The sequence below is a fragment of the Mucilaginibacter sediminis genome (assembly GCF_051903035.1).
Lineage (GTDB): Bacteria > Bacteroidota > Bacteroidia > Sphingobacteriales > Sphingobacteriaceae > Mucilaginibacter.
Window position 1 is genome coordinate 205,407 of sequence record NZ_CP170602.1, and the last position, 18,586, is coordinate 223,992.

18 protein-coding genes are annotated in these 18,586 nt (G+C 49.5%); all 18 read right to left on the reverse strand.

Annotation, left to right across the window (positions count from 1 at the left end; genetic code table 11):
• Nucleotide 1: 1 nt before the first annotated feature.
• Genes ACFGVS_RS00810 through ACFGVS_RS00895 form a run of 18 tightly spaced genes read right to left on the reverse strand, consistent with a single transcriptional unit; the run spans nucleotide 2 to nucleotide 18,561 of the window.
• Nucleotides 2-556 carry a putative colanic acid biosynthesis acetyltransferase gene (locus ACFGVS_RS00810; protein ID WP_439697050.1) on the reverse strand — a complete coding sequence of 185 codons (555 nt, stop codon included), beginning with the start codon at nucleotides 554-556 and terminating at the stop codon, nucleotides 2-4.
• Nucleotides 528-1,964, reverse strand: coding sequence for an exosortase Y (gene xrtY, locus ACFGVS_RS00815; protein WP_439697051.1), 1,437 nt, complete (start codon nucleotides 1,962-1,964; stop codon nucleotides 528-530). The genes ACFGVS_RS00810 and xrtY overlap by 29 nt, the downstream gene beginning before the upstream one ends.
• On the reverse strand, nucleotides 1,961-3,106 hold the full coding sequence (locus ACFGVS_RS00820; RefSeq protein ID WP_439697052.1) for an XrtY-associated glycosyltransferase XYAG1: 1,146 nt from the start codon (nucleotides 3,104-3,106) through the stop codon (nucleotides 1,961-1,963). Before ACFGVS_RS00820 ends, xrtY begins: the two co-directional genes overlap by 4 nt.
• Nucleotides 3,103-4,512 carry an exosortase Y-associated Wzy-like protein gene (locus tag ACFGVS_RS00825; protein ID WP_439697053.1) on the reverse strand — a complete coding sequence of 470 codons (1,410 nt, stop codon included), beginning with the start codon at nucleotides 4,510-4,512 and terminating at the stop codon, nucleotides 3,103-3,105. Before ACFGVS_RS00825 ends, ACFGVS_RS00820 begins: the two co-directional genes overlap by 4 nt.
• The gene (locus ACFGVS_RS00830; RefSeq protein ID WP_439697054.1) at nucleotides 4,502-5,656 is read right to left on the reverse strand and encodes a glycosyltransferase family 4 protein; all 1,155 of its coding nucleotides are present in this window, start codon (nucleotides 5,654-5,656) and stop codon (nucleotides 4,502-4,504) included. Before ACFGVS_RS00830 ends, ACFGVS_RS00825 begins: the two co-directional genes overlap by 11 nt.
• Nucleotide 5,657: 1 nt before the next feature.
• Nucleotides 5,658-6,551, reverse strand: a complete 894-nt coding sequence (locus tag ACFGVS_RS00835; RefSeq protein ID WP_439697055.1) for an FkbM family methyltransferase — start codon at nucleotides 6,549-6,551, stop codon at nucleotides 5,658-5,660.
• The gene (locus tag ACFGVS_RS00840) at nucleotides 6,538-7,821 is read right to left on the reverse strand and encodes a hypothetical protein (RefSeq protein WP_439697056.1); all 1,284 of its coding nucleotides are present in this window, start codon (nucleotides 7,819-7,821) and stop codon (nucleotides 6,538-6,540) included. Before ACFGVS_RS00840 ends, ACFGVS_RS00835 begins: the two co-directional genes overlap by 14 nt.
• 4 nt (nucleotides 7,822-7,825) lie before the next feature.
• Nucleotides 7,826-9,043: a hypothetical protein gene (locus ACFGVS_RS00845; protein ID WP_439697057.1), complete on the reverse strand. Its 1,218-nt coding sequence runs from the start codon at nucleotides 9,041-9,043 to the stop codon at nucleotides 7,826-7,828.
• The gene (locus ACFGVS_RS00850; protein WP_439697058.1) at nucleotides 9,040-10,068 is read right to left on the reverse strand and encodes a glycosyltransferase family 4 protein; all 1,029 of its coding nucleotides are present in this window, start codon (nucleotides 10,066-10,068) and stop codon (nucleotides 9,040-9,042) included. Before ACFGVS_RS00850 ends, ACFGVS_RS00845 begins: the two co-directional genes overlap by 4 nt.
• Nucleotides 10,065-11,066 (reverse strand): glycosyltransferase family 2 protein, encoded by a 1,002-nt coding sequence (locus tag ACFGVS_RS00855; RefSeq protein WP_439697059.1) that lies wholly within the window; start codon nucleotides 11,064-11,066, stop codon nucleotides 10,065-10,067. Before ACFGVS_RS00855 ends, ACFGVS_RS00850 begins: the two co-directional genes overlap by 4 nt.
• Complete coding sequence (locus ACFGVS_RS00860) at nucleotides 11,066-11,995, reverse strand: glycosyltransferase family 2 protein (RefSeq protein WP_439697060.1); 930 nt, start codon at nucleotides 11,993-11,995, stop codon at nucleotides 11,066-11,068. Before ACFGVS_RS00860 ends, ACFGVS_RS00855 begins: the two co-directional genes overlap by 1 nt.
• Nucleotides 11,996-12,018: 23 nt before the next feature.
• Nucleotides 12,019-12,954, reverse strand: a complete 936-nt coding sequence (locus ACFGVS_RS00865; RefSeq protein WP_439697061.1) for a hypothetical protein — start codon at nucleotides 12,952-12,954, stop codon at nucleotides 12,019-12,021.
• The gene (locus ACFGVS_RS00870; protein WP_439697062.1) at nucleotides 12,951-13,943 is read right to left on the reverse strand and encodes an acyltransferase family protein; all 993 of its coding nucleotides are present in this window, start codon (nucleotides 13,941-13,943) and stop codon (nucleotides 12,951-12,953) included. The genes ACFGVS_RS00865 and ACFGVS_RS00870 overlap by 4 nt, the downstream gene beginning before the upstream one ends.
• The gene (locus ACFGVS_RS00875; protein WP_439697063.1) at nucleotides 13,930-14,859 is read right to left on the reverse strand and encodes a glycosyltransferase; all 930 of its coding nucleotides are present in this window, start codon (nucleotides 14,857-14,859) and stop codon (nucleotides 13,930-13,932) included. The genes ACFGVS_RS00870 and ACFGVS_RS00875 overlap by 14 nt, the downstream gene beginning before the upstream one ends.
• Complete coding sequence (locus ACFGVS_RS00880) at nucleotides 14,852-15,388, reverse strand: acyltransferase (protein ID WP_439697064.1); 537 nt, start codon at nucleotides 15,386-15,388, stop codon at nucleotides 14,852-14,854. The genes ACFGVS_RS00875 and ACFGVS_RS00880 overlap by 8 nt, the downstream gene beginning before the upstream one ends.
• Complete coding sequence (locus ACFGVS_RS00885) at nucleotides 15,382-16,542, reverse strand: glycosyltransferase family 61 protein (protein WP_439697065.1); 1,161 nt, start codon at nucleotides 16,540-16,542, stop codon at nucleotides 15,382-15,384. The genes ACFGVS_RS00880 and ACFGVS_RS00885 overlap by 7 nt, the downstream gene beginning before the upstream one ends.
• Nucleotides 16,539-17,492 (reverse strand): glycosyltransferase family 2 protein, encoded by a 954-nt coding sequence (locus tag ACFGVS_RS00890; protein ID WP_439697066.1) that lies wholly within the window; start codon nucleotides 17,490-17,492, stop codon nucleotides 16,539-16,541. Before ACFGVS_RS00890 ends, ACFGVS_RS00885 begins: the two co-directional genes overlap by 4 nt.
• Nucleotides 17,476-18,561, reverse strand: coding sequence for an acyltransferase family protein (locus ACFGVS_RS00895; RefSeq protein WP_439697067.1), 1,086 nt, complete (start codon nucleotides 18,559-18,561; stop codon nucleotides 17,476-17,478). Before ACFGVS_RS00895 ends, ACFGVS_RS00890 begins: the two co-directional genes overlap by 17 nt.
• Nucleotides 18,562-18,586: the final 25 nt, after the last annotated feature.

An 18,586-nucleotide genomic window follows, 5' to 3' on the forward strand; every position in this document is an offset into this window, starting at 1 on the left:
TTTACAGACTAATTTCGCGGTCGCGGATTTTTACTGCCGGGTTACCCTGGTAAATACTGTACGGTTCCATATTTTTTGTGGCTATTGAGCCGGCGGTGAGCATAGCATGGCTGCCGGCAGTTATACCCAGGTTTACCATAGCGCCGGCGCCTATCCAAACCCCATCCTCCAAAACAACGCTTTTGGTTATCAGGTTAAACGATGCTGTTTTATAGTTGTGGCTGCCGGTTAGCAATATTGCCCCTTGTGATAAGCATACGTTGGCGCCAATGGTAATCATCACCAGGCTATCTATCCAAACGTTTTCGCCAACCCAGGTATGGTCGCCAATTTGCAAAAACCAGGGGTATTTGATATTTACGCAAGGCTTTATAGTTACTTTTTTGCCTATCCTGGCGCCAAATAACCGCAATAAAAATACTTTAAAACCACTTGAAGGTATAAAGCTGGTTTTAAAGAAAACGGCATTCACATAAAACCATAACAGCCTTTTTAAGGCATTGCCACCCGGGTCAAAAGGATGGTTGTTATAAGTTGACAGGTTGGTTTTGTGCATGTTTGTTTAAGTGATTGTCGCCTTGTTTAACCCAAAAATACAGGCTTGCCATTATAATGATGTACAAAATGATATTAAATACCGTATGATGGTCAACAATCCGGTTTGAATTTTTATTCCAGAATAATGCCAACAGCACAAAACGCAGAATGTTTAAAAACTGGATAGTTAAAATGCCCGTGATTAAAAAGATAACTTTTTGCTTGGTTTTTTTAGGGTAGGCAATAACAAATGCTGCAAAAAAGCTCATCAGCCCAAGCCCGAGGCAGGAGTATACCACTCCGAGGGTCCCTTTGCCTGCCACCAGCAATTCGGTACCATTATGAATAGCCGAAAAACCAAGCCAGTTAAGGACCTGGGTGCTGATACTCAGCAACAGCCAACGGAGACCCTGTATGTAATTGAAGTGATTGGCCAAAAACGGGTAGTAATGTTTGCCTGGATTGGTTATTCCAAAAAACAAAATGTTAAAGTAATAGAACATCAAAAACAGTGCAAGAAACCTGAAGATAAATTTCAAGGGCGAGAGCTGGCCTGTGTTTGCCGGCTTGAGGTGTTGCCCGCTTTTCAGGATTTCATCAATTTTGATGTCTACAATCAGCCTGAACCAGAAACCTTGTAAAAAATGAAAAATTATGCCTGTACGTCCTTCTAATATGCCCAATTGGAATAGCATACGATAGGTAAAGTAAAGCATTGGCCTTACATAGCGGGGCAATTGCCACCACAACTGCTTAAGCCAGGCGGTACGCTCGTCCGGCGAACCCAATAATGAGGGTTTAAGGGTTTGCTGCCGCATTTTTTGCAGGCGTTCCACCTCCTCCTGCGCCAGCAAGTCGCTGTACCGGTTATGCTTGGCTATCCAGAAACTGATGCGGTTCTCTTTCAGGTTTTCTTCCAGGATATGCCCGTCTTTCCATACTTCGGTTTTACCGGGTACGATGAAACGATGGTCCATGTTTTCATTCAGATCAGAGTAGCCGACACCAAAGCGGATCATTTTAAGCAGGTAAAAGGGATAATACCCGCCATGTTTTATCCAGCTGCCTTTAAAAAAATTCTTCCGGTTAAAGTAAATGCCGTTAACGCCCTGGTAATCCTGGTTTCTGAAATTCGCCAGTTTCTCTTTCAGTTCCGGGGTAACCACCTGGTCGGCATCTAAACAAATAATCCAGGGCGTTTTGATATCGAAGTTTTTAAGCGCGAAGTCCCACTGCTTGGGATGATTTTCAAAGTCGTGCTGCAAAACAGTCGCCCCGGCTTTTTTCGCTATGGCTAAGGTATCATCATCGCTGCCCGAATCTAAAATAAAAACAGGTGCATTAAGCCTGCCGATAGATTCCAGCAAACGGGGCAGGTGCTGCCCTTCATTGTAGGTAATGATGATAAATGAATATGCCGGGTTCAATGCGGTGTGCTGATTTTACTATACAAAACTATATATTTTTCAACGATGCTACCCGCGTTAAAATCGGTATAAATAATAGGGGGCGCCTGTTGCCTGATGCGTTCCAGTTCGCGCGGCCGGGCCGCTATCTGGTCAATCATTCCGGCGACAGATAGGGCGCTTGTTTCGCACAGCCAGCCAAGCCTGTTTTTATTGACATAATCTGCAAGACCCACTTCCCGGCTAATGAGCACCGGCGTGCCAACGCTTAGGCTTTCAATTACGGCGTTGCCAAAGTTTTCATCATAGGATGGCAGTACAAAAAGATCGTGTTTTTTTAATAGCTCAAACTTGTCCTCATTGATAAAGCCCGCCCAGGTTATTTTATCGCTAACGCTTTTATCGGCAGCGAACTGTTTCAGGCTATCAACATAGGCTTCGCTGCCACTGCCTGCAATGGTAAGATGGAAGGGGGCCTTGACGAAAGACAGTGCGTTGATCAGTATATCCAGGCCTTTTTTTTCTTCTATCCTTGAAAAAAATAGCAGTTTAATTGCAGCGTTTTTTGCGTTTTGCACCTGTACCGGCGGATGATAAACCGGCAGCTTTACAAAGTTAGGTATGATAGCCGAACTTTTGGGGCTGATGATGCTGTTGACGGCCTCATTCTCCCGCTGCGAAGTGGCATGAATATGGCAGCGTTTCAATACAGGTTTGCTCAATAAATGATGAATGAGTGATTTGATCGCCCGGTTTTTATTTTGAAAAGAGTAGGGGCTTAAAGTACCCCTCGCCGATACGGCAACAGGTACCCCGCGTATTACCGCTATCAGGCAGGATAATACCGAAACCAAATTCCACCATGCGTGGATATGTACGGCATCATAAGTTCTGACATTTTTCCAAAGGGCCGTTAACAATGCGGGCGACAGGTGGCTATGGTCTTTGGTAATCCGTTTAAAATAGGTAACGCTGACACCATCGACCATGACCGTTTGGTTGGGTTTTACATCAAGTTCGGTAGCGCCGTTGGCTGTTGTGGTAAAAACATCAACTTCACAGCCAGCCTTTGCCAGTTGCTCGCTGAGCATAGCTACCGACATGATTGGCCCGCCGTATACGTAAGCCGGTTTGTATGAGGCCGAAACCTGTAGAATCCTCAAACCTCTTTTAAAATATGACCCGCGACGAGTATTTTATGGATCAACAGCATGCTGATGTAGCTCCAGAACACATTATTAATCAGGAACTCAAAGCTAAGGCCCCGCCACATGATCTGGAACAGCCCGCTGAACACGAGCGCCGTGCCCAGGATATATCCGCCGAAGAGCTTCTCGGCTTTAACGGAGATAATTTGTGCCAACGCGCCGTAAATCAGCATGATCACAAAAACACCTACACCGCCAAAAGTAAGGTAGGCATCTACGATAAAAGCCGGTTTGGCTGATACACTTGATGCCCTGTTAACAACCCCCGCATCATAAACACGTTCCATGATCAGGTCTTCCGTGCTGGGTTTTTCGGGCCAGAAAATACGCGGGACGATAGCCATACCGGACTGTTTGAGCAGTTTGGTTCCATAAAAATCGATATTTTTCGGGGTTGACCGGGTGAATTTGATAAACATATCAATTTCGCTCAGCCGGTAAACCAGGAAGCCCCAGTTGGAATCGTCCTCGTCACCTGAATCGTTGTTTAAGGTTGCATCAAGGGCCAGTTGCGTTGCCTCTTCGGCCGAGGAATCACCCGACCAGGCGTTTTGCCTGAAAATACGGTTGTAAGTGGGCAGGAACATAAATAAAAGCAACAGCAGCGGGATAAAGATGCCCGCTACCAGCTTTTTATAACTCGGATACAGGAAAACACCCAATACCAGCACACTGATGATGATAGGCTCTTTAAACCCCGAAGTTAAGGCGGTGTAAAAGTTAAAAAAGTAAAAGGCCAGGCAAATCAGCGTATTGCCAATCTTCTTAAGCGGGATAGCAAAAGCAAGTGCCAGCGTCCCGGAGATAAAACTCAGGGAACTGAATTGGTTTGAAAACTGCGATAGCCCCGGTACCTTGATAAAAAAGAGAGACGCCGGAAAACTGGCAACCGCAAACATCATCAGTAAATTGGCCAGCTTGTCTTTCGGCATATAGTATTTGGATTTGGTACTATAATCCATAAAAATTAAAATGCCCGATATAAAAGCGGCATGCCCCAGGCAATAGTAGCGCTGGCATTGTGCCGTGTACTCCAGGCGGTTCTGGTCAACCAGTGTCGTACCCACTTTTTCAAAATTCTGATAGCCGAGTACGTCCAGAAAATAAAATATAGAGGTGCAGGCCATGTAGCCTGCAAAAATGATCTGTACCAAAAAAACCGGGCGCATCAATTGCTCGGCTACGCTCCTGTCATCCGGTATGGGCCTGACCCAGCCTGTTAAGGTCAGGAAAAATATCAGGAACGATCCAAGCCAGGCAATCAGGTACGAGAGTTGGGCATCACTGCTTAGCAAAGCCGCCAGTGCCCAGGGAATATACAATACAAGGATGCGTTCTAAGGGGGCGTGGTTAGTTTGCATGGCGGTGATTGATTATGCTCAATAGGGCATCTGCCTGCTTATTGAAACTCCAGTTGGTTATTTCCACTTTTGCGTTGCGGCCTAAAATGGCCAGTTTGTCTTTGTCCCCGACGAGCACCTGCAGTTTTTTTTCCAGGGATGCTATATTGCCGGCTTCAAATATTTCGCCCGTGGATGCCGGTCTCACCAGATCGGCTGCGCAACCGCATTTATCGGATACCAGTACCGGCCTGCCAGCGGCCATGGCCTCGTTTACGGCAAGGCCCCACGTTTCACCGGGGCCCTGGGAGGGCAGGCAAAACAGGTTACAGGCCTGGTATATAGCCGGCATGGCCGATTGATTTTGAAAGTTGATAAAATGAACGCCGTTGTTTTTACCGGCAGTTGTCATTAACGTCTCCTCCAAAATACCGTTACCAACAAATAATAAATGCGTGTCGGGCATGTCCAAAGTTAAAAAAGCATTTAGTAATAAATAGGGTGATTTCTTTTCTTCGAATTTACCGGCAAACAATATTAAAGTATCACCCGGCTTGATGCCTAAATCCGATCTGATTTTGGAAGCTTCTTCACCGCTTTCGGCGGCAAATCTGTCGTTATCTATGGCATGCGGTGCAAAAGTGAGCTGCTTATCTTTCAAACCGTATTTTTTGAAGTATGCGCCATTATTGCGGCCCACGTAAAACGCATGATCAACGTGGCCATAAACCCATCTTAAAAAAACAGCCCGCAATAGCTGTTTAGCGCCTGGTTTAGCATCCAGCAGCGTGGAGTCGCCGCGAAAGTAAACCGGTATTTTGTTTTTAAAATGTCTCATGACCTTTAAATGGCTGTCATATGCCCAGCCGTATACCAAAACCGCGTCGGCTTGCCATGATTTTATCTGATGGATAAGACCGGGATTGACAATGCCTTTAAAATGATGGGAACCCGGCTGGGGGGAGGTGTTTTTTACCCACTCGTAACGATAGCCATCCAGTAATGGGATATCCCAGGAGATGGTTTTGCCAAAGCCGGGATCAAATTTTTCCTGCGCCTCATTACCCCAGGTATAAAACACTTTAACATCAATTTTATCTGCCAGTAATTTAAATACCGGGGCGTAGTATTGGATGGGGTGTGTGGTGATAATGGCTAAGCGCATTTTAAATCGTTTCGCCCATGATTTTAAATCCCTTTGCCGCTTTTACACGTGTTTTTATAAATGCCACATCGCGGCAATAAATGGTATTGTAACTGCCAAATGAATCCATCAAATGTAATTCCCGTTGAAAAGGATCATATTGGTATGGCTTAAAACCTACTGACAAAAGTGCTTGGTGAATATCATCCTCATTAAAACCATAGCGTAAACCGCTGCCATTCAATTCAATAATGATGGCTTTAAGTATAGGCAGCTTTAGGGTGCCGGTCATTCCTTTTAACACTTCGGTTTCAAAGCCCTCCACATCAATTTTTATGAGGGCAGGTTTATCAGTAAGGCTGATAGAATCAACGCTGATCACATTGACCGTTTCTACATCCGTTGCCTGGCTTTCACCGGCACTGATAATGTGGTTGGTGGTGTCTTCGTTTTTTGAAAAAGTTAATAGGCCTTCCTTGGCGCCTGCGGCCGCGTTGATTAAAGTAACCTTACGCTCCAGTTGATTCAAGCTGATGTTTTTTGCGGTTAGGGCCGCCGTATTGGCCGATGCCTCGATGGCAAAAGTTTTGGCGTTACATACGCCTGAAGCCAATAGGGTGTACGACCCCACATTGGCGCCTACGTCAAAAAAAACATCACCGGGTTGTAAAAAATGCAGCAAAAACGCCATGTCATCAAACTCATGCAAACCCGTATAAATATTGCCTGTAATACCTGTAAGGCCCTTGCGCGCATAAAAATTGATACCGGCAATATAGGGTTTCACTATAAACTTAGCCGGTTGCATGCTGCTTTGCGCCTGCCAGGTTAAAAAACGGATAAAGGCTTTAAGCGGATGCCTTTTACCTAAAGGATGGCTGAAGATAAAACCGAATGTTCTTTTAATTTTTCCCACCGGTAACGCTGTCAAAAAGTTTGCATTGGTTGATGGTCATTTGTTTGGCCGAATATTTATTTACGGCCCCGGCATGATATTGGGGCGGTTCCGGGCTGCCGTTGGTCAGGGAAGATAAAAATGTGCTGATGTTGGCGTCGGTAACCGTTTCATAATCATATACCTGCTTAACGCCATATTCCTTCATAATGTTGATTACCGAGCTTGCCTTGTTAAATATAGCTAATAATGGTTTGGGGGTAAGTAAATACGGATAAATTTTTGAAGCCGTGTATTTAGGGTCATCTGAGCCCGGGATAAATAAGGCATCGGCCTGTTGCAGGGTTATTAATGCATGATAATAGCTTATCCTGTCGGTAATTTCAATTACGCTTTCGGCAACATCCAGTTGCCGGGCAAGCGGTAAAATGCTTGGCTTGCCCTGCCCGTTGGGTGCATAACTCGTGCCGATAAAATAAAAACGTAATGATTTGAAAGCTTCGTTGCCTTGATCCAATGCTGATTTGAGGGCTTTAAAGAGTGGGATAACCGCCGGGTGCATGTCGGCACCACCGCGGCCGATGTAAACTATATTGATGTAGGTTGAATCGAGCAGGTTTGGAAAAGTATCCCTGTTCTGTTCTGCTAGGTGCATATCCGGCTCAAACGCCCCGAAAGTGATGGTTGCTGATGGAATGTCCTGAATTGCCGGGTAGCGTTCTTTCAGGTCGCTGATATAATGAGCGGATACACTGATGAGGCCATCTACGCTGTTCATGGCCATGGGTTCCAGGTATTTGTTCAGGTGATAGGAGAACCAGTATTTGGGCGGCCTTTGCGCTTTGGGCTTGTCCTCGTAATAGTCAGAAAACCAGGGGTCCTGCATGTCAATGACGTAGGGGATTCCATAACGTTTTTTAAAATAAGCCCCCAAAATGCAAACCGGGAATTGCGTGGTCGAAAAATAGATCAGATCGTAGGGCTGTATGCTTAAAAGCTCCTTTATTTTTTGCCTGTAAAACCACAATGACCGTAAAGCAATGCTGCCCAGCCCCAGTTTGGATGTCAGGCTTTTTTTTAACGCTTTAACCGTATGGATCCTGATTGGCGTTGGGATACTTTGTAAAAGCAAGTCATCTGCGGGCAGGTCGCTGTATTGATGATCCACCGTAATAACTTCGGCTTCCCAGCCGTTGGCTTCAAAATAGGGCAGGCTCATACGTACCCGTTGCATATCCGCGGCGTTTACCGGGGGGAAATAGGGAGAGACGATGAGCAGGCGTTTGTTCAAATTGCTATAGGTGCTGGATCTGTTGGATGAATATCCGGCTTTCCGCCTCCCAGTTTAGCGCTGTTTGCCCTAGGCGGTAATTCTCCAGCCTCGTCTGGTATAACAAAGCCGGGTTTTCCGCATAATGCTTCAGCAACCCCGTTAAGGCAGCTTCGTTGTTTTTATCGTATAGCTGCCCTGATGCCGGGTATTGCTGCATAAAAAGCTGCTGGGCCTGGGTATCGCTTGCCAGGATGGCCAGCCCGCATTGCAGGTAGGTGAATATTTTGTTGGTAAGGCAAATGTCGCGGTTCAGCGTGGAACCGGTTTCGCTGGCCAAGCCAATATCAAACCGGGCAGCGAAGGTAAACAACTCGGCGGCAGCGATGGGCTTATGAAAGTGGAGCTGATCGCCGCGGAGGCCCAGTTTCCCGGCCAGGCCGAGCAGTAACTGCCGGTCGGACGCTGCACAATGCCCCAGTAAATGCAGCTGGACAAAACCGCCGGTTTGACTGATGGCTTTGATAACCAGTTCAAGGCCCCGGTCGCTGCCGATGGTCTGTGAAAACCAAAATAGCTTCAGCGGCCCGCCTTTCTTATAATTTTCCCGGATAACAAGTTTTGTTTTCGGGAACACATTATTGATAACGACTGGCTTCAGGTAAGGATACAAACGCGCATAATAACGCCCGATGAGCGGGCTCGCCGCGCTAAAGTAAGCCGCCTGCGGAAAATATTTTTCTTCAATATATTTATTGAGCTGGTACAGGTTATTCCTGGTGGAGCTGAACTGCCCGGAGTGCATGTCTTCTGCGTCATAGCCTGCTTTTGACTGCCAGTAAGCTGCCGCCCGGATGGCAGCCGGTAATGCACCCAGGTTGTGCGCTATATAAACAGCAGACCTGATTTTTTTCGCTTCGACAAGCGCCTCCGCGTGCGTACGGCTGATCGCATTTTCGGCTATCCACGTCTTCTTCAGGTATTTAAAAAGCAAGGTGCAAAGTTTCTGGCGAAGGCGGGTTTTAAAATAAAGCCATTTTTGCTGCACCGGGTCACCCCCGCAGCAAATGTACATGCCGGGCTCGCGCGCAGTTATTTCCCGGTCGAATTTTTCTGCCCAGGCCTGGTAAAAACAATAGATGACTTTTACCTGGTAGCCAAGCGCCTTTAAGGTTTCGGCCTCTTTCACCAGCCTGGGATTGGTTGTCGGCTGGCCTGTCGTAATCAAGGTGATGTGCTTCAATGCCTGGCGGTAATTTCGCGGTAAAGTTGTTCATACTGGCCGGCCAATACACCTGAACTGAACCTTTCTTCGGCAACAGCCCGGCATTTCCGACGGTCTATTTCGCCCGACCGGTCAACCGCGGTAATCATCCCTTCCAGGGTTTCGCATACAAAACCGTTGATGCCGTTGGTAATGACCTCCGGCACCGCACCCCGGTTAAAACCGATGACCGGCGTTCCGCAGGCCAGCGCTTCCGCCATGACAATGCCAAAGGGTTCATCCCAGGTTACCGGCATCAGCATAGCGCGCGCGTTCCGGAGCAATTCGTTTTTCTGGGCATTATTGACCGGGCCGATATACCGGATCTGCTGCCGGTCAATAAAGGGGGCGACCTGTTCCTCAAAATATTGCCGGTGATGTCGCTCGTCAGGGATATTACCCGCGATAATTAATCGCCGCCCTGTTTTTAAGGCGACCTGAATAGCGATATCCGTACCCTTTTCCTGTTGTATCCTACCCAGAAATACCAGCGGTGCATCCGGTGGGACCTGGCCGTTAAAAGCATAGTCATCCATCCCGACGCCGTTGTATATGGTTGTGACCTTGGCGATGCCGCCCAGCTGCCGGGCAATATGATCACTGCAGGCGGTAAAATGCAAGGAGTTTTTCCGGGCTATTTGGATGGCCTTTTTTACCTGTGCAACGGTCGGCGGAAGCTGGTAGGAAACGACTTTGGGCAGCCCGAGCGGCATCAGGAAAGCAATGTTGCTCATCCGGCCGAAAGTGTGCACCAGGTCGAACCGTTGAAACGCAATTCCTGCCGTCAGGCTGTTGATCCGGATGAAATCCCTGATGCCATATGTGGCAGACTCGCGGTAACCGACAAGCTGGCAATTTGGCCCGGAATTTTCGTGGGCGTAGAGCGTCACCACATGGCCTTTTTGAGTGAGTTCCTGTATGAGCATAAATACGATGCGCTCTATGCCACCGTATTGCTCGGGAGGGACGGGGATAAGCGGGTTAACGATGATGGCAATTTTCAATGCGATTTTTTTTGTTTGGATTCCCGGTACCGCATCCTGGTTTTCTGTAAAAGGAAATCATAGGTATCCGACTGGGAACGGAGGTATTTTTTGATATAAGCTAGCCGGTGACCGTTTCTCAACAACCATTTGCCGGTCATGAACCAATCGGAGAGCGTAAATAACCGGTTTAATTTTTTATCCCGGATAAGGAGTTTGTTCGCTAAAAAAAAGTTGGCCACCGGGCTTGGTGTCTGCTGGCGCCAGAACCTTAAGCTTTCCCGGAATGCCCCCGCCCGGTCGTCAGCCGTATCGATAAAGCTGGCCAGGAGCATGACCTGGGTCGCTATCCAGGTATACGGGTCATCTGTCCGGTTGGTCTCGAGGGTAACGGCGAAATTTGCGAGCGGCTGGTGACAAAGGCATAAAGGATGTTCGAATGAACGTTCCCTGACGAGTTCTACGGCGTTTAGCAGCACATTTTCGGGGACAATATAAGCCGCGGCGCCGCCGGTCCGGTACAACAGTCCACTGTTGGAATGAAGCGCAGCGATGGACTGTCGTGCTGAAGGCCATGAAAACAGGCTGGTTTGATCTCCGGCGGGCCAAATGGTCCGGTTAAGATTTTCCCATCGGTTGCCGGTCTTTTCCTGCCATAGCCGCATATTGCTCCAGGCGACGTTGATACCCGGCTGCTTATCCAGCAGAGCAATCATTGTTGACAAGAACGCGGGTTCCCACCAGTTATCATCTTCCAGTATACTGGCATAAGGCTCTTTGCAGCCTGAGAATGCGAGGTTAAAACTCCCGATGGCGCCCATGTTGACCGCATGGCCGTGGAACACGAACCTGTCATCTTTCAGGGAACTGATATATTGAGCAGGGAATCCGTCGGCGGGGTCGTCGTTATGCAGCTCGCAAACCCAATCCGTCAAAGTCTGGTTGAGCAGGCTGGTTACTGCACGGGGCAGTAAATGGTTTCGTTTGTACGTGAACAGGTATATCCTGCAGACAGGCATCAGGAAGGTTTTTGCTGAAGGTGTTTTTTGATTTTTTTTGCTGCTTTCCAGCCTATTAGTGCTGCAAGAATCCTGGTAGCCCCACCCGCGGAAAAAGGAAGTTCCGAACCGCCAAGTGCTTTTATCCGTTGTTCGGCCTGGTTAATGAGCTCCGGGTAGTCCGGGTAAAAGGTAAAGGTAAAGCGCCGGAAACAGTCGGCGGCTATTTGTTTTACCTCCGGGGTATCGGAATAGCGCAGGAGGTGGCCCGTGCCCAGGTCAATCGACCGGAAGGCCGAGATGGCGGCTTTTGCTGAATTTCCGGATGACAGGGAGCCGGCCAGTCCGCTGCGGTAATACAATACAGCAGTTTCGGCATACTTCAGTTTTTTCGAGTTGAGCAATACGCGGATAAAAAACTCGAAATCATTGATCAGGGAAAGCTGCTCATTCCACAGCCCGGCTTTGTCCAGCAAGGGCCTTGGAATAAGCCACAGCGCACATTGCAGCATAACCTCACGGCCGGTCATCGATGCCATCAACCAGGCGAAGGGCTGCATATCACCCCGCACTGACCCGGTTTCGGGCTTAAACGTCGACAGATCGCCGTCGTAAAACCGGCCCCAGGATGCATAAGCAATATCAAAATCTTCGTTGTTCAGAACCGCCGCCTGGGCACGCAGGAAATCCGGCGACAGCAGGTCATCTGCATCCATAAATTTGATCAGTGAGCCGCCTGAAAGACGGAATGCCCGGTTTGCCGCCGCGCATTGTCCCTGATTTTGCTGGTGATAAACCTTTATCCGCTTATCTGAAATACCCTCCAGGATGCTTGCCGTTTGATCCGTCGACCCATCGTTGACAATAATGAGTTCCCAGTTGGGGTAGGACTGGCTGATAACGGACCCGACCGACTGCAGGATATAATCGCCAGCATTATACGCAGGCATACAGATGGAAATCAGGCGGCTGTTCACGGGATAAACCTCCTCCAGGCCAGGTTAAAATAGCCTTTTTTCGAAAGGTCTACATAATGATGTAAAATGCCGGTTCCATTGAGGATTTCCCCGGTTCCGGGGTTGACGATATACCGGTCAGCCGGCAACAGGACCGCGGGGCAGGTGCCGACCAGCATCGCGGAAAGCGCCTGCTCGAGGTAATACGTTTTTCCCTCTTTTTCTTCCAGTATGCTGACCCAGGTCTCCAGCTTGTCCCAGTTGACCTGTGCGCTGTTCAGGCCAATGATCCCAACATTCAGCAGCGGCGGTATCTTGGCACCGGCCAATTGTTCCATCAGCCCGCGGGAGTACCCATAGGACTCCTGGCAGTCCTTCATGTGGATGGGCATATCGGGTTTTTTCAACCAGCTGATCATGGCAGCAGGTTCGTCCTGGAATAGCATATCAGAATCGATCACCAGTTTCCAGCTTCGACCGGGCAACGTATGGATATCGGTGAGCTTCTTGATGTGCGGGTACTCCGCCCGCTTGTTTCTCAGGCAGGGGTAGCGGCTTTCCGGCAGGTGCCGTTCCAGGTTGTGCTCCACGATATCGCGGGTTATGATCGTTGCACCCGGGAGCTGCCTGTTGACCAGGCCGATCAAGGGGGCGTCAAAAGTTCCGTCGTCGACCAGGATAAAATGGAAGTTTTCGGTACTGTGGCGGGTCAAAGACGCGATACAGAATAGTGTCTGGTAAAGGTACTTTTTGCCGGTGAGGAAGTAGACCGGCAAACCGTCGGCTGCGGTATGGACGGGAGGTAAATGCACCGCCGCTTTTTCCATCAGCCTCTGGTTATACAGCATTCGCCTGTAGCTGAAGTACCCGCCGAATTTTGCCAGTCGTTTGAGTGCGGACAGGGGATGGCGGTAAAGGGTGTCAATGACGGACTGAATCAGGTGCGTCTTCATTTTTTTAAACTTTTTTTGCCGAATGCAATCGCAGGTACTTCAACCCGGGTAAACATGACCCGGGCGAGGATAGCAATCAGGGTGAAAACCGAAAGGTCATACACCAGGTTGTAAAAAGGATGTTGTTTAATGGCTTCGGCCTCGAAGAGCCCAAGTATGAATACGCCCACAGGTACATGGATTAAATATACCGAATACGAATACTGCCCCCAGGACGCAAACCGGTTTGCGGGAACCTTGATTTTGTTGCTGAGCATGATCAGGCCGAAAGCGACCAGGGCTACCGCGATATATTCCGGGTGTGTACCAAACTTGCTCCATAACCCGAAGAGGTTGATCAGGGTTAACCCGGTGGCCCGGCACCAGGACAATAGATTTGCGGACCCGAACAAATAATAAATACTGATGCCCATCCCGAATGCCGGCCAGTGATCTAAAAAAAACAACAACCCGGTATGTTGTTCCGGGATCAAGGCCGATAAAAGGGAAATGCCGGTCAGGAAATAAATCATCCGCTTTTTATCAAAGGGAAGAGTCAGGGACACGACAAGGTAAAACAGCAGCTCACAGGTTAAGGACCAGTAGACCCAGTTGATCGTCGGGGTGGAAGAAAGCGGTGCTGTCGTCAATGTGATCGCGGTTACAACCCCGGCCGGGTTTCTGGGCAGGAAATGAACGGCATTGGAACCGATATAAAGCTTTTGAAAAAATGCCGCGGCCAGCACAACGGCCAGGCTGACCCAGTAAGCCGGATAAATACGGAAAAATCTCCTGCGCAGGAAATCCCAGGTATTACCGCCGTTTTGAGCGGACAGGATAATGCAATAACCGCTAACGACGAAAAATACGGGGACACCCAGGGAGCCGTGCCTGACGGTGTGCCGGTACCAGTTATCCTGCGTTGTTATGGCCTGGTTCAGGTGAAACAGCGCCACGCCCAGGGCGGCAAAAAACCTGAGCATGTCTATGGCATGGTTATGTCTGGGCATTTTTTTTGATGATAGCTAATCCGTCGAATAACCCGCAGGCTCCCCGCCATTTGATATAAGCGGACGGGTGCTGCCATGCCCGGTAGCGGAACCATGCCTTGATTTTCCGGATAGGGACGGTCCATGGATGGATGCTTTCCCATGGATTGATCCGGTGTTTCGCCAGTACTTCTACCCAGGAACGGTTGGTTTCGTTAAGCAGCCGCGCCAGGTAGGCTGCCTGAATCCGCTGCTGCGGTATGATATGCACCAGGGACAGGGATGGAAAATAACCAACCTGCCAGCCCGATTTTAGGATCTCCAGCACCAGGTCATTGTCCCCGCCGGAGCTGAGCGTGTTGCCGGTCCTGTCTGCGATCGCGCTTGTCCCTGCCTGTATTTTAGCGAGGTAAGCGGCCAGCGCAGCCTTTCTGATACCCATCCCGGCGCCAATCGGTGCCGAAACCGGATAGGTGTGGTCCCAGCTGCTGACCAAGGGAGCTGTTCCCAGGTCCCGGAGCGCAAGATTTCCGTAAAATTCGGCGACCCATCGGGGGGGCTGAACTTCAAATTGTGGCAATGTTTTTCCTCCGATCGCACCCAGGCTGCTGTTTTCCCGGAATATGGCGAGGGTATTGCGGAGGTAGTCCCGGCCAAGAATATTGTCGTCATCCACCATGATAATGATATTGCCCCTGGCCTGGTCAAACCCTTTCAGCCGGGCATGAGAGAGGCCCTGTTTTTCTTCCCGGATGATCCTGCTTTGCGGATGCCAGCTTAAATCGGCCGCTACGGCCACGGTTGAGTTGTTATCAACGAGGATCAGCTCCCAGTCTTCCGGTGGAAGGTTCTGTGCTTTTAACCCTGCAATCGTTTGCCGCAGCCGGGAGGGGGCCGGGTTATAGGTCGGGATAATTACAGAGATGAAATCAGTCATTTCTGAAACGGATTATCCTGGCCGGGACGCCTGCGGCAATAGCATATGGGGGTAGGCTTTTCGATACCACGCAACCCGCAGCGATAACACAGCCGTCCCCGATTGTTACGCCCCCCAGGATCCTGGCTCCCGCGCCGATCCATACGTCATTCCCGATTTTGACAGGTAACAGGATATCTCGTTCAGAACGGATCAGGGTCTTCCTGTCAGGAATGGTATGGTTGGCACTGACAATGCAAGTATGCATGGCGATCAGCGTATTGCTTCCAATTTCCACCCCGCCATGACCATAAATAATGACATATTCACCCAGGAAGGTATGGCTGCCTATTTCGATCTTTCCGCCATAAGCTTTTAAGACTGTTCCACTTGACAGTTCGCAGCGGTCGCCGATACTGACGCGGCCTTGCTTTCCGTTTGCGAAACCTTTGCTGATAAAGGTATGGGGCCATAGCATCGTATCTTTATGAATGATAATCCCGAAACTTCTCAGGACCATGACGCGCAATCGTGACAGGAACTTTAGCATGTGAATTGTAAAAACTGTTCGGCAAAAGTATTCAAACCCATGGCCGGGTCGTGTTGCTGGTTGAAATTGAGGTACATCAGCGCGTAATCCAGGCTGCAGACAGCAGCAATCCGCTGGTAGCAGGGCTGAAAACTGACGTCGCCGGGATAAATTTCCAGGATTTTCGTGCCGGGCCTGCACAGGTAGATATTGGACAGGCCAGCCCCGTGAGGGCCGATCACATGGGTGGCATTTTGCATTGCCGCAATGGTTTCAGCAGTATCCAGCTGCGAAAAATCAACACTTTCAATTTCCGGGAACCGGGCAAGGATTTCGTTTTCCCATACCAATTCCCTGGATTTAAGCCCTTTCCTGCTGATCAGGATTATTTTTTTTTCCGGCGGGCCGGGGAGCTGTACTTCCGGGATTTCAAATATCTTTTTCAACGCGTTCAGGCACCAGGGGCCGATCTGCTGGTCGGCGATCAGCCGGTTCGTAAACAGGAGTTGCCGGCATTCATAATGACTGCGGCCGTCCATCCAGATGATTTTTGAGGTATCCATCCCGGCCCTGTTCAGCCACTTCAGTTTCCAGTCCGCCACCGGTCCGTTGAACAGCAGGTGATCGGCCTGCGCCAGCAAGGAACCGTACATACCTGCTTTCACGATGGATTCCAGCAGGAAATGATAAAACCCGCCGTCGGCGCCGATGGTCAGGAAAGAAAGGGTGATACCGCCGAGGCCGGTTTTGACCGGTAAACGGAAGGCGTTCACATAAGGGGACAATTCGATATTGTCCAGCCATTCCCGGGCAGATTCATCAATAAAGCTTCTTTTTTCTCCGTCGTAGACCAATCCCAGCTGGCCAACGATACCTGCATCCGCCATGCTGTAAACATAACGGTCAGGCTCCCTGAAAATGCCTGAGGCCTGGTATCTTGGTTTTTTACCCATGTACCTTAGATGAATTGGGCCGTTGAGGCACTTTGGCTCCCGGTAATACCCGATAACGCCTCCCGGTTCGCTCAGTAAAATGCCGGTGCTTGTTTCCGGAATATCCAGCGGCGCCCCCGGCTCCGCACGGTACAATTCTTTAAATGCGGCTACGCGGTAAGGGTTACGGGTCAGGCAGGCGATCAGCCGCCTTTTGCTCCAATAAAAAATGTTGCGGGTCAAGATGGAAACTTTTTTTTCAGGTAAACCGCAGACCTGACCAGCAGGCTGACCGCCCGCGGGGGCAGGAGCCTGCTCAAGTGGTGAAGGACAGCGATGTTAAACGTTTCAAGGGGCAGGTGGTGCTTTTTTTTTATGCTGATGACTTCACCGAGATACCGGTAAGCTCCGGTATGCAGCAGGCCGTTTTTGGCTCTTTGAAGTTCATTGGTAAAAATTTCATCACCGACCTGGTTGCGGTAAGCTGCCAGGTACCTGTCCAGGAACAGCAGCCGGCAATGCCAGCAGCGGGACTGGTCCCGGCTGATGCCCCGGTCATGCCGCAGGGAGTAGGCTAAAACTTCAGTGACCAGCGCGAATCTTGCCCCGGAAGCCGCCAGGCGGATATGCAGGTCTGCGTCTTCCCAGCAGTTGATATTTTCGCTGAAACCCTGCACCGCGAGGAACGCAGCCTTTTTGTAAACGGTATTGATAACACCCAGCGGGTGGCAGACAAAGTAAGCCAGCGGGTCCGCTGCGATCCCGCCTTCTTCATACCGCCATTGAATAACGGGCTGTCTGGTCGCGGCGTCGATCCAGTCTGCGAACCCCAGAACAACGTCGGCAGATGCCAGTTTACTGCCGGTCAATATTAAAAAAGACGGGTTGAACTCGTCATCAATATCATGAAAGTGGATATAGGGACTGGAAGCCGCTTCGGCAAGCCGGTTACGGGCGAACCCGGGGCCCCGGTTCTCTTTACCGTGGATGACACGGAACCCGCGGGCTGTTAATAATTCCGCGGTGCCGTCCGTACTGGCGTCGTCAAAAAAAATAACTTCGTCAAAAGGCCTGTGCAGTGCCGAAAGGTTTTGTAGGAATTGGCCGATATAGCGCGCTGCATTAAAGCAGGGCACGAGCAGGGCGCATGGCAGCTGTTCGGGAATGTTGTGCTGGTTAGGCGGCAGGGGCATGCAAACGGTTTAGTCTTTTTGCTTTGAGCTTTTCAATAGGCTCCATCAGTAGTATATTAATCAGCAGCGCCAGCAGGATCACGGTCAGCAGGGAAGTAAATCCCAGGTCAATGATCTTCGGAAACCGCCTGGCAAAAACAAATTTGATCACGAAGCTTTGACTGATATAAACCGGGTACGACAGGTTCCCTAAAAAACGGTCGGCCCGGCTTTTCTTCGTGGCTTCAAAGGCAAATGGCATGAAGACCGCCACGCTGAGGAATAACAGTGATTGTTTCAGGTAAGTTTCCGGGAAAAACTGGTAATAAAATAATACAACCGCTATTAAAAGGCCGTAGGGCACAAACTGCATCCATAAACCCGCTTTATTTTTAACATACCGGGTGTAAAAACGGTAAGAGAAGATACCCGCGATAAAAAACATCAGCTGGGTTGGAAAGAACATATAGTTCCAGGGCATGCGGTCTGTATACTGTCCGGCCAGTATGCACCGCAGACAGAGGCTCGCCAAAAACAGCAGCAGCAGCACCGGGTATTTGCGTTTGCTGAGCCAGGGCGCGAACAGGTAAAATGCCAGTTCCACACCGACGGTCCAGGCGATGCTGTTGAACCCGAAATTATAAACCGAAGGCCGGGTCTTGTTAAAGTCATTGGTGAAATATAGCCCGCCGTTTTGGTGGATCCCGAAAAAGAATGTCCAGTCGAGCCCGATAATCAGCAGGTTAGCCAGCACCAGGTACAACAGGGTCGGTAGCGTAGGATGGGCATACCGGGTATAAAAATCGAGCGTACCAGGATAATGAAAATAGTAAACGATGATGCTCCAGCCAACCAGCAATACCAGGATAAGCCAGTACGCCGGATAGATCTTCAACGCCCGGTTGACGTAAAACTGGTAATTGCCGCCGGGGCGGTTATATTTTTCAGTCAGTACCATGGCAATATAAAAGCCCGAAATAATATAGAAACACTGGACAGCCAGGTTGCCTGAAACCGGCGAATAGCCCATAATCGTGCTGGTATGGCAGAGCACTACGGCGCAGGCCAGTAAAAATCTTATAAAACCCATTGATTTCCCTGTAAGATGAAGGTGA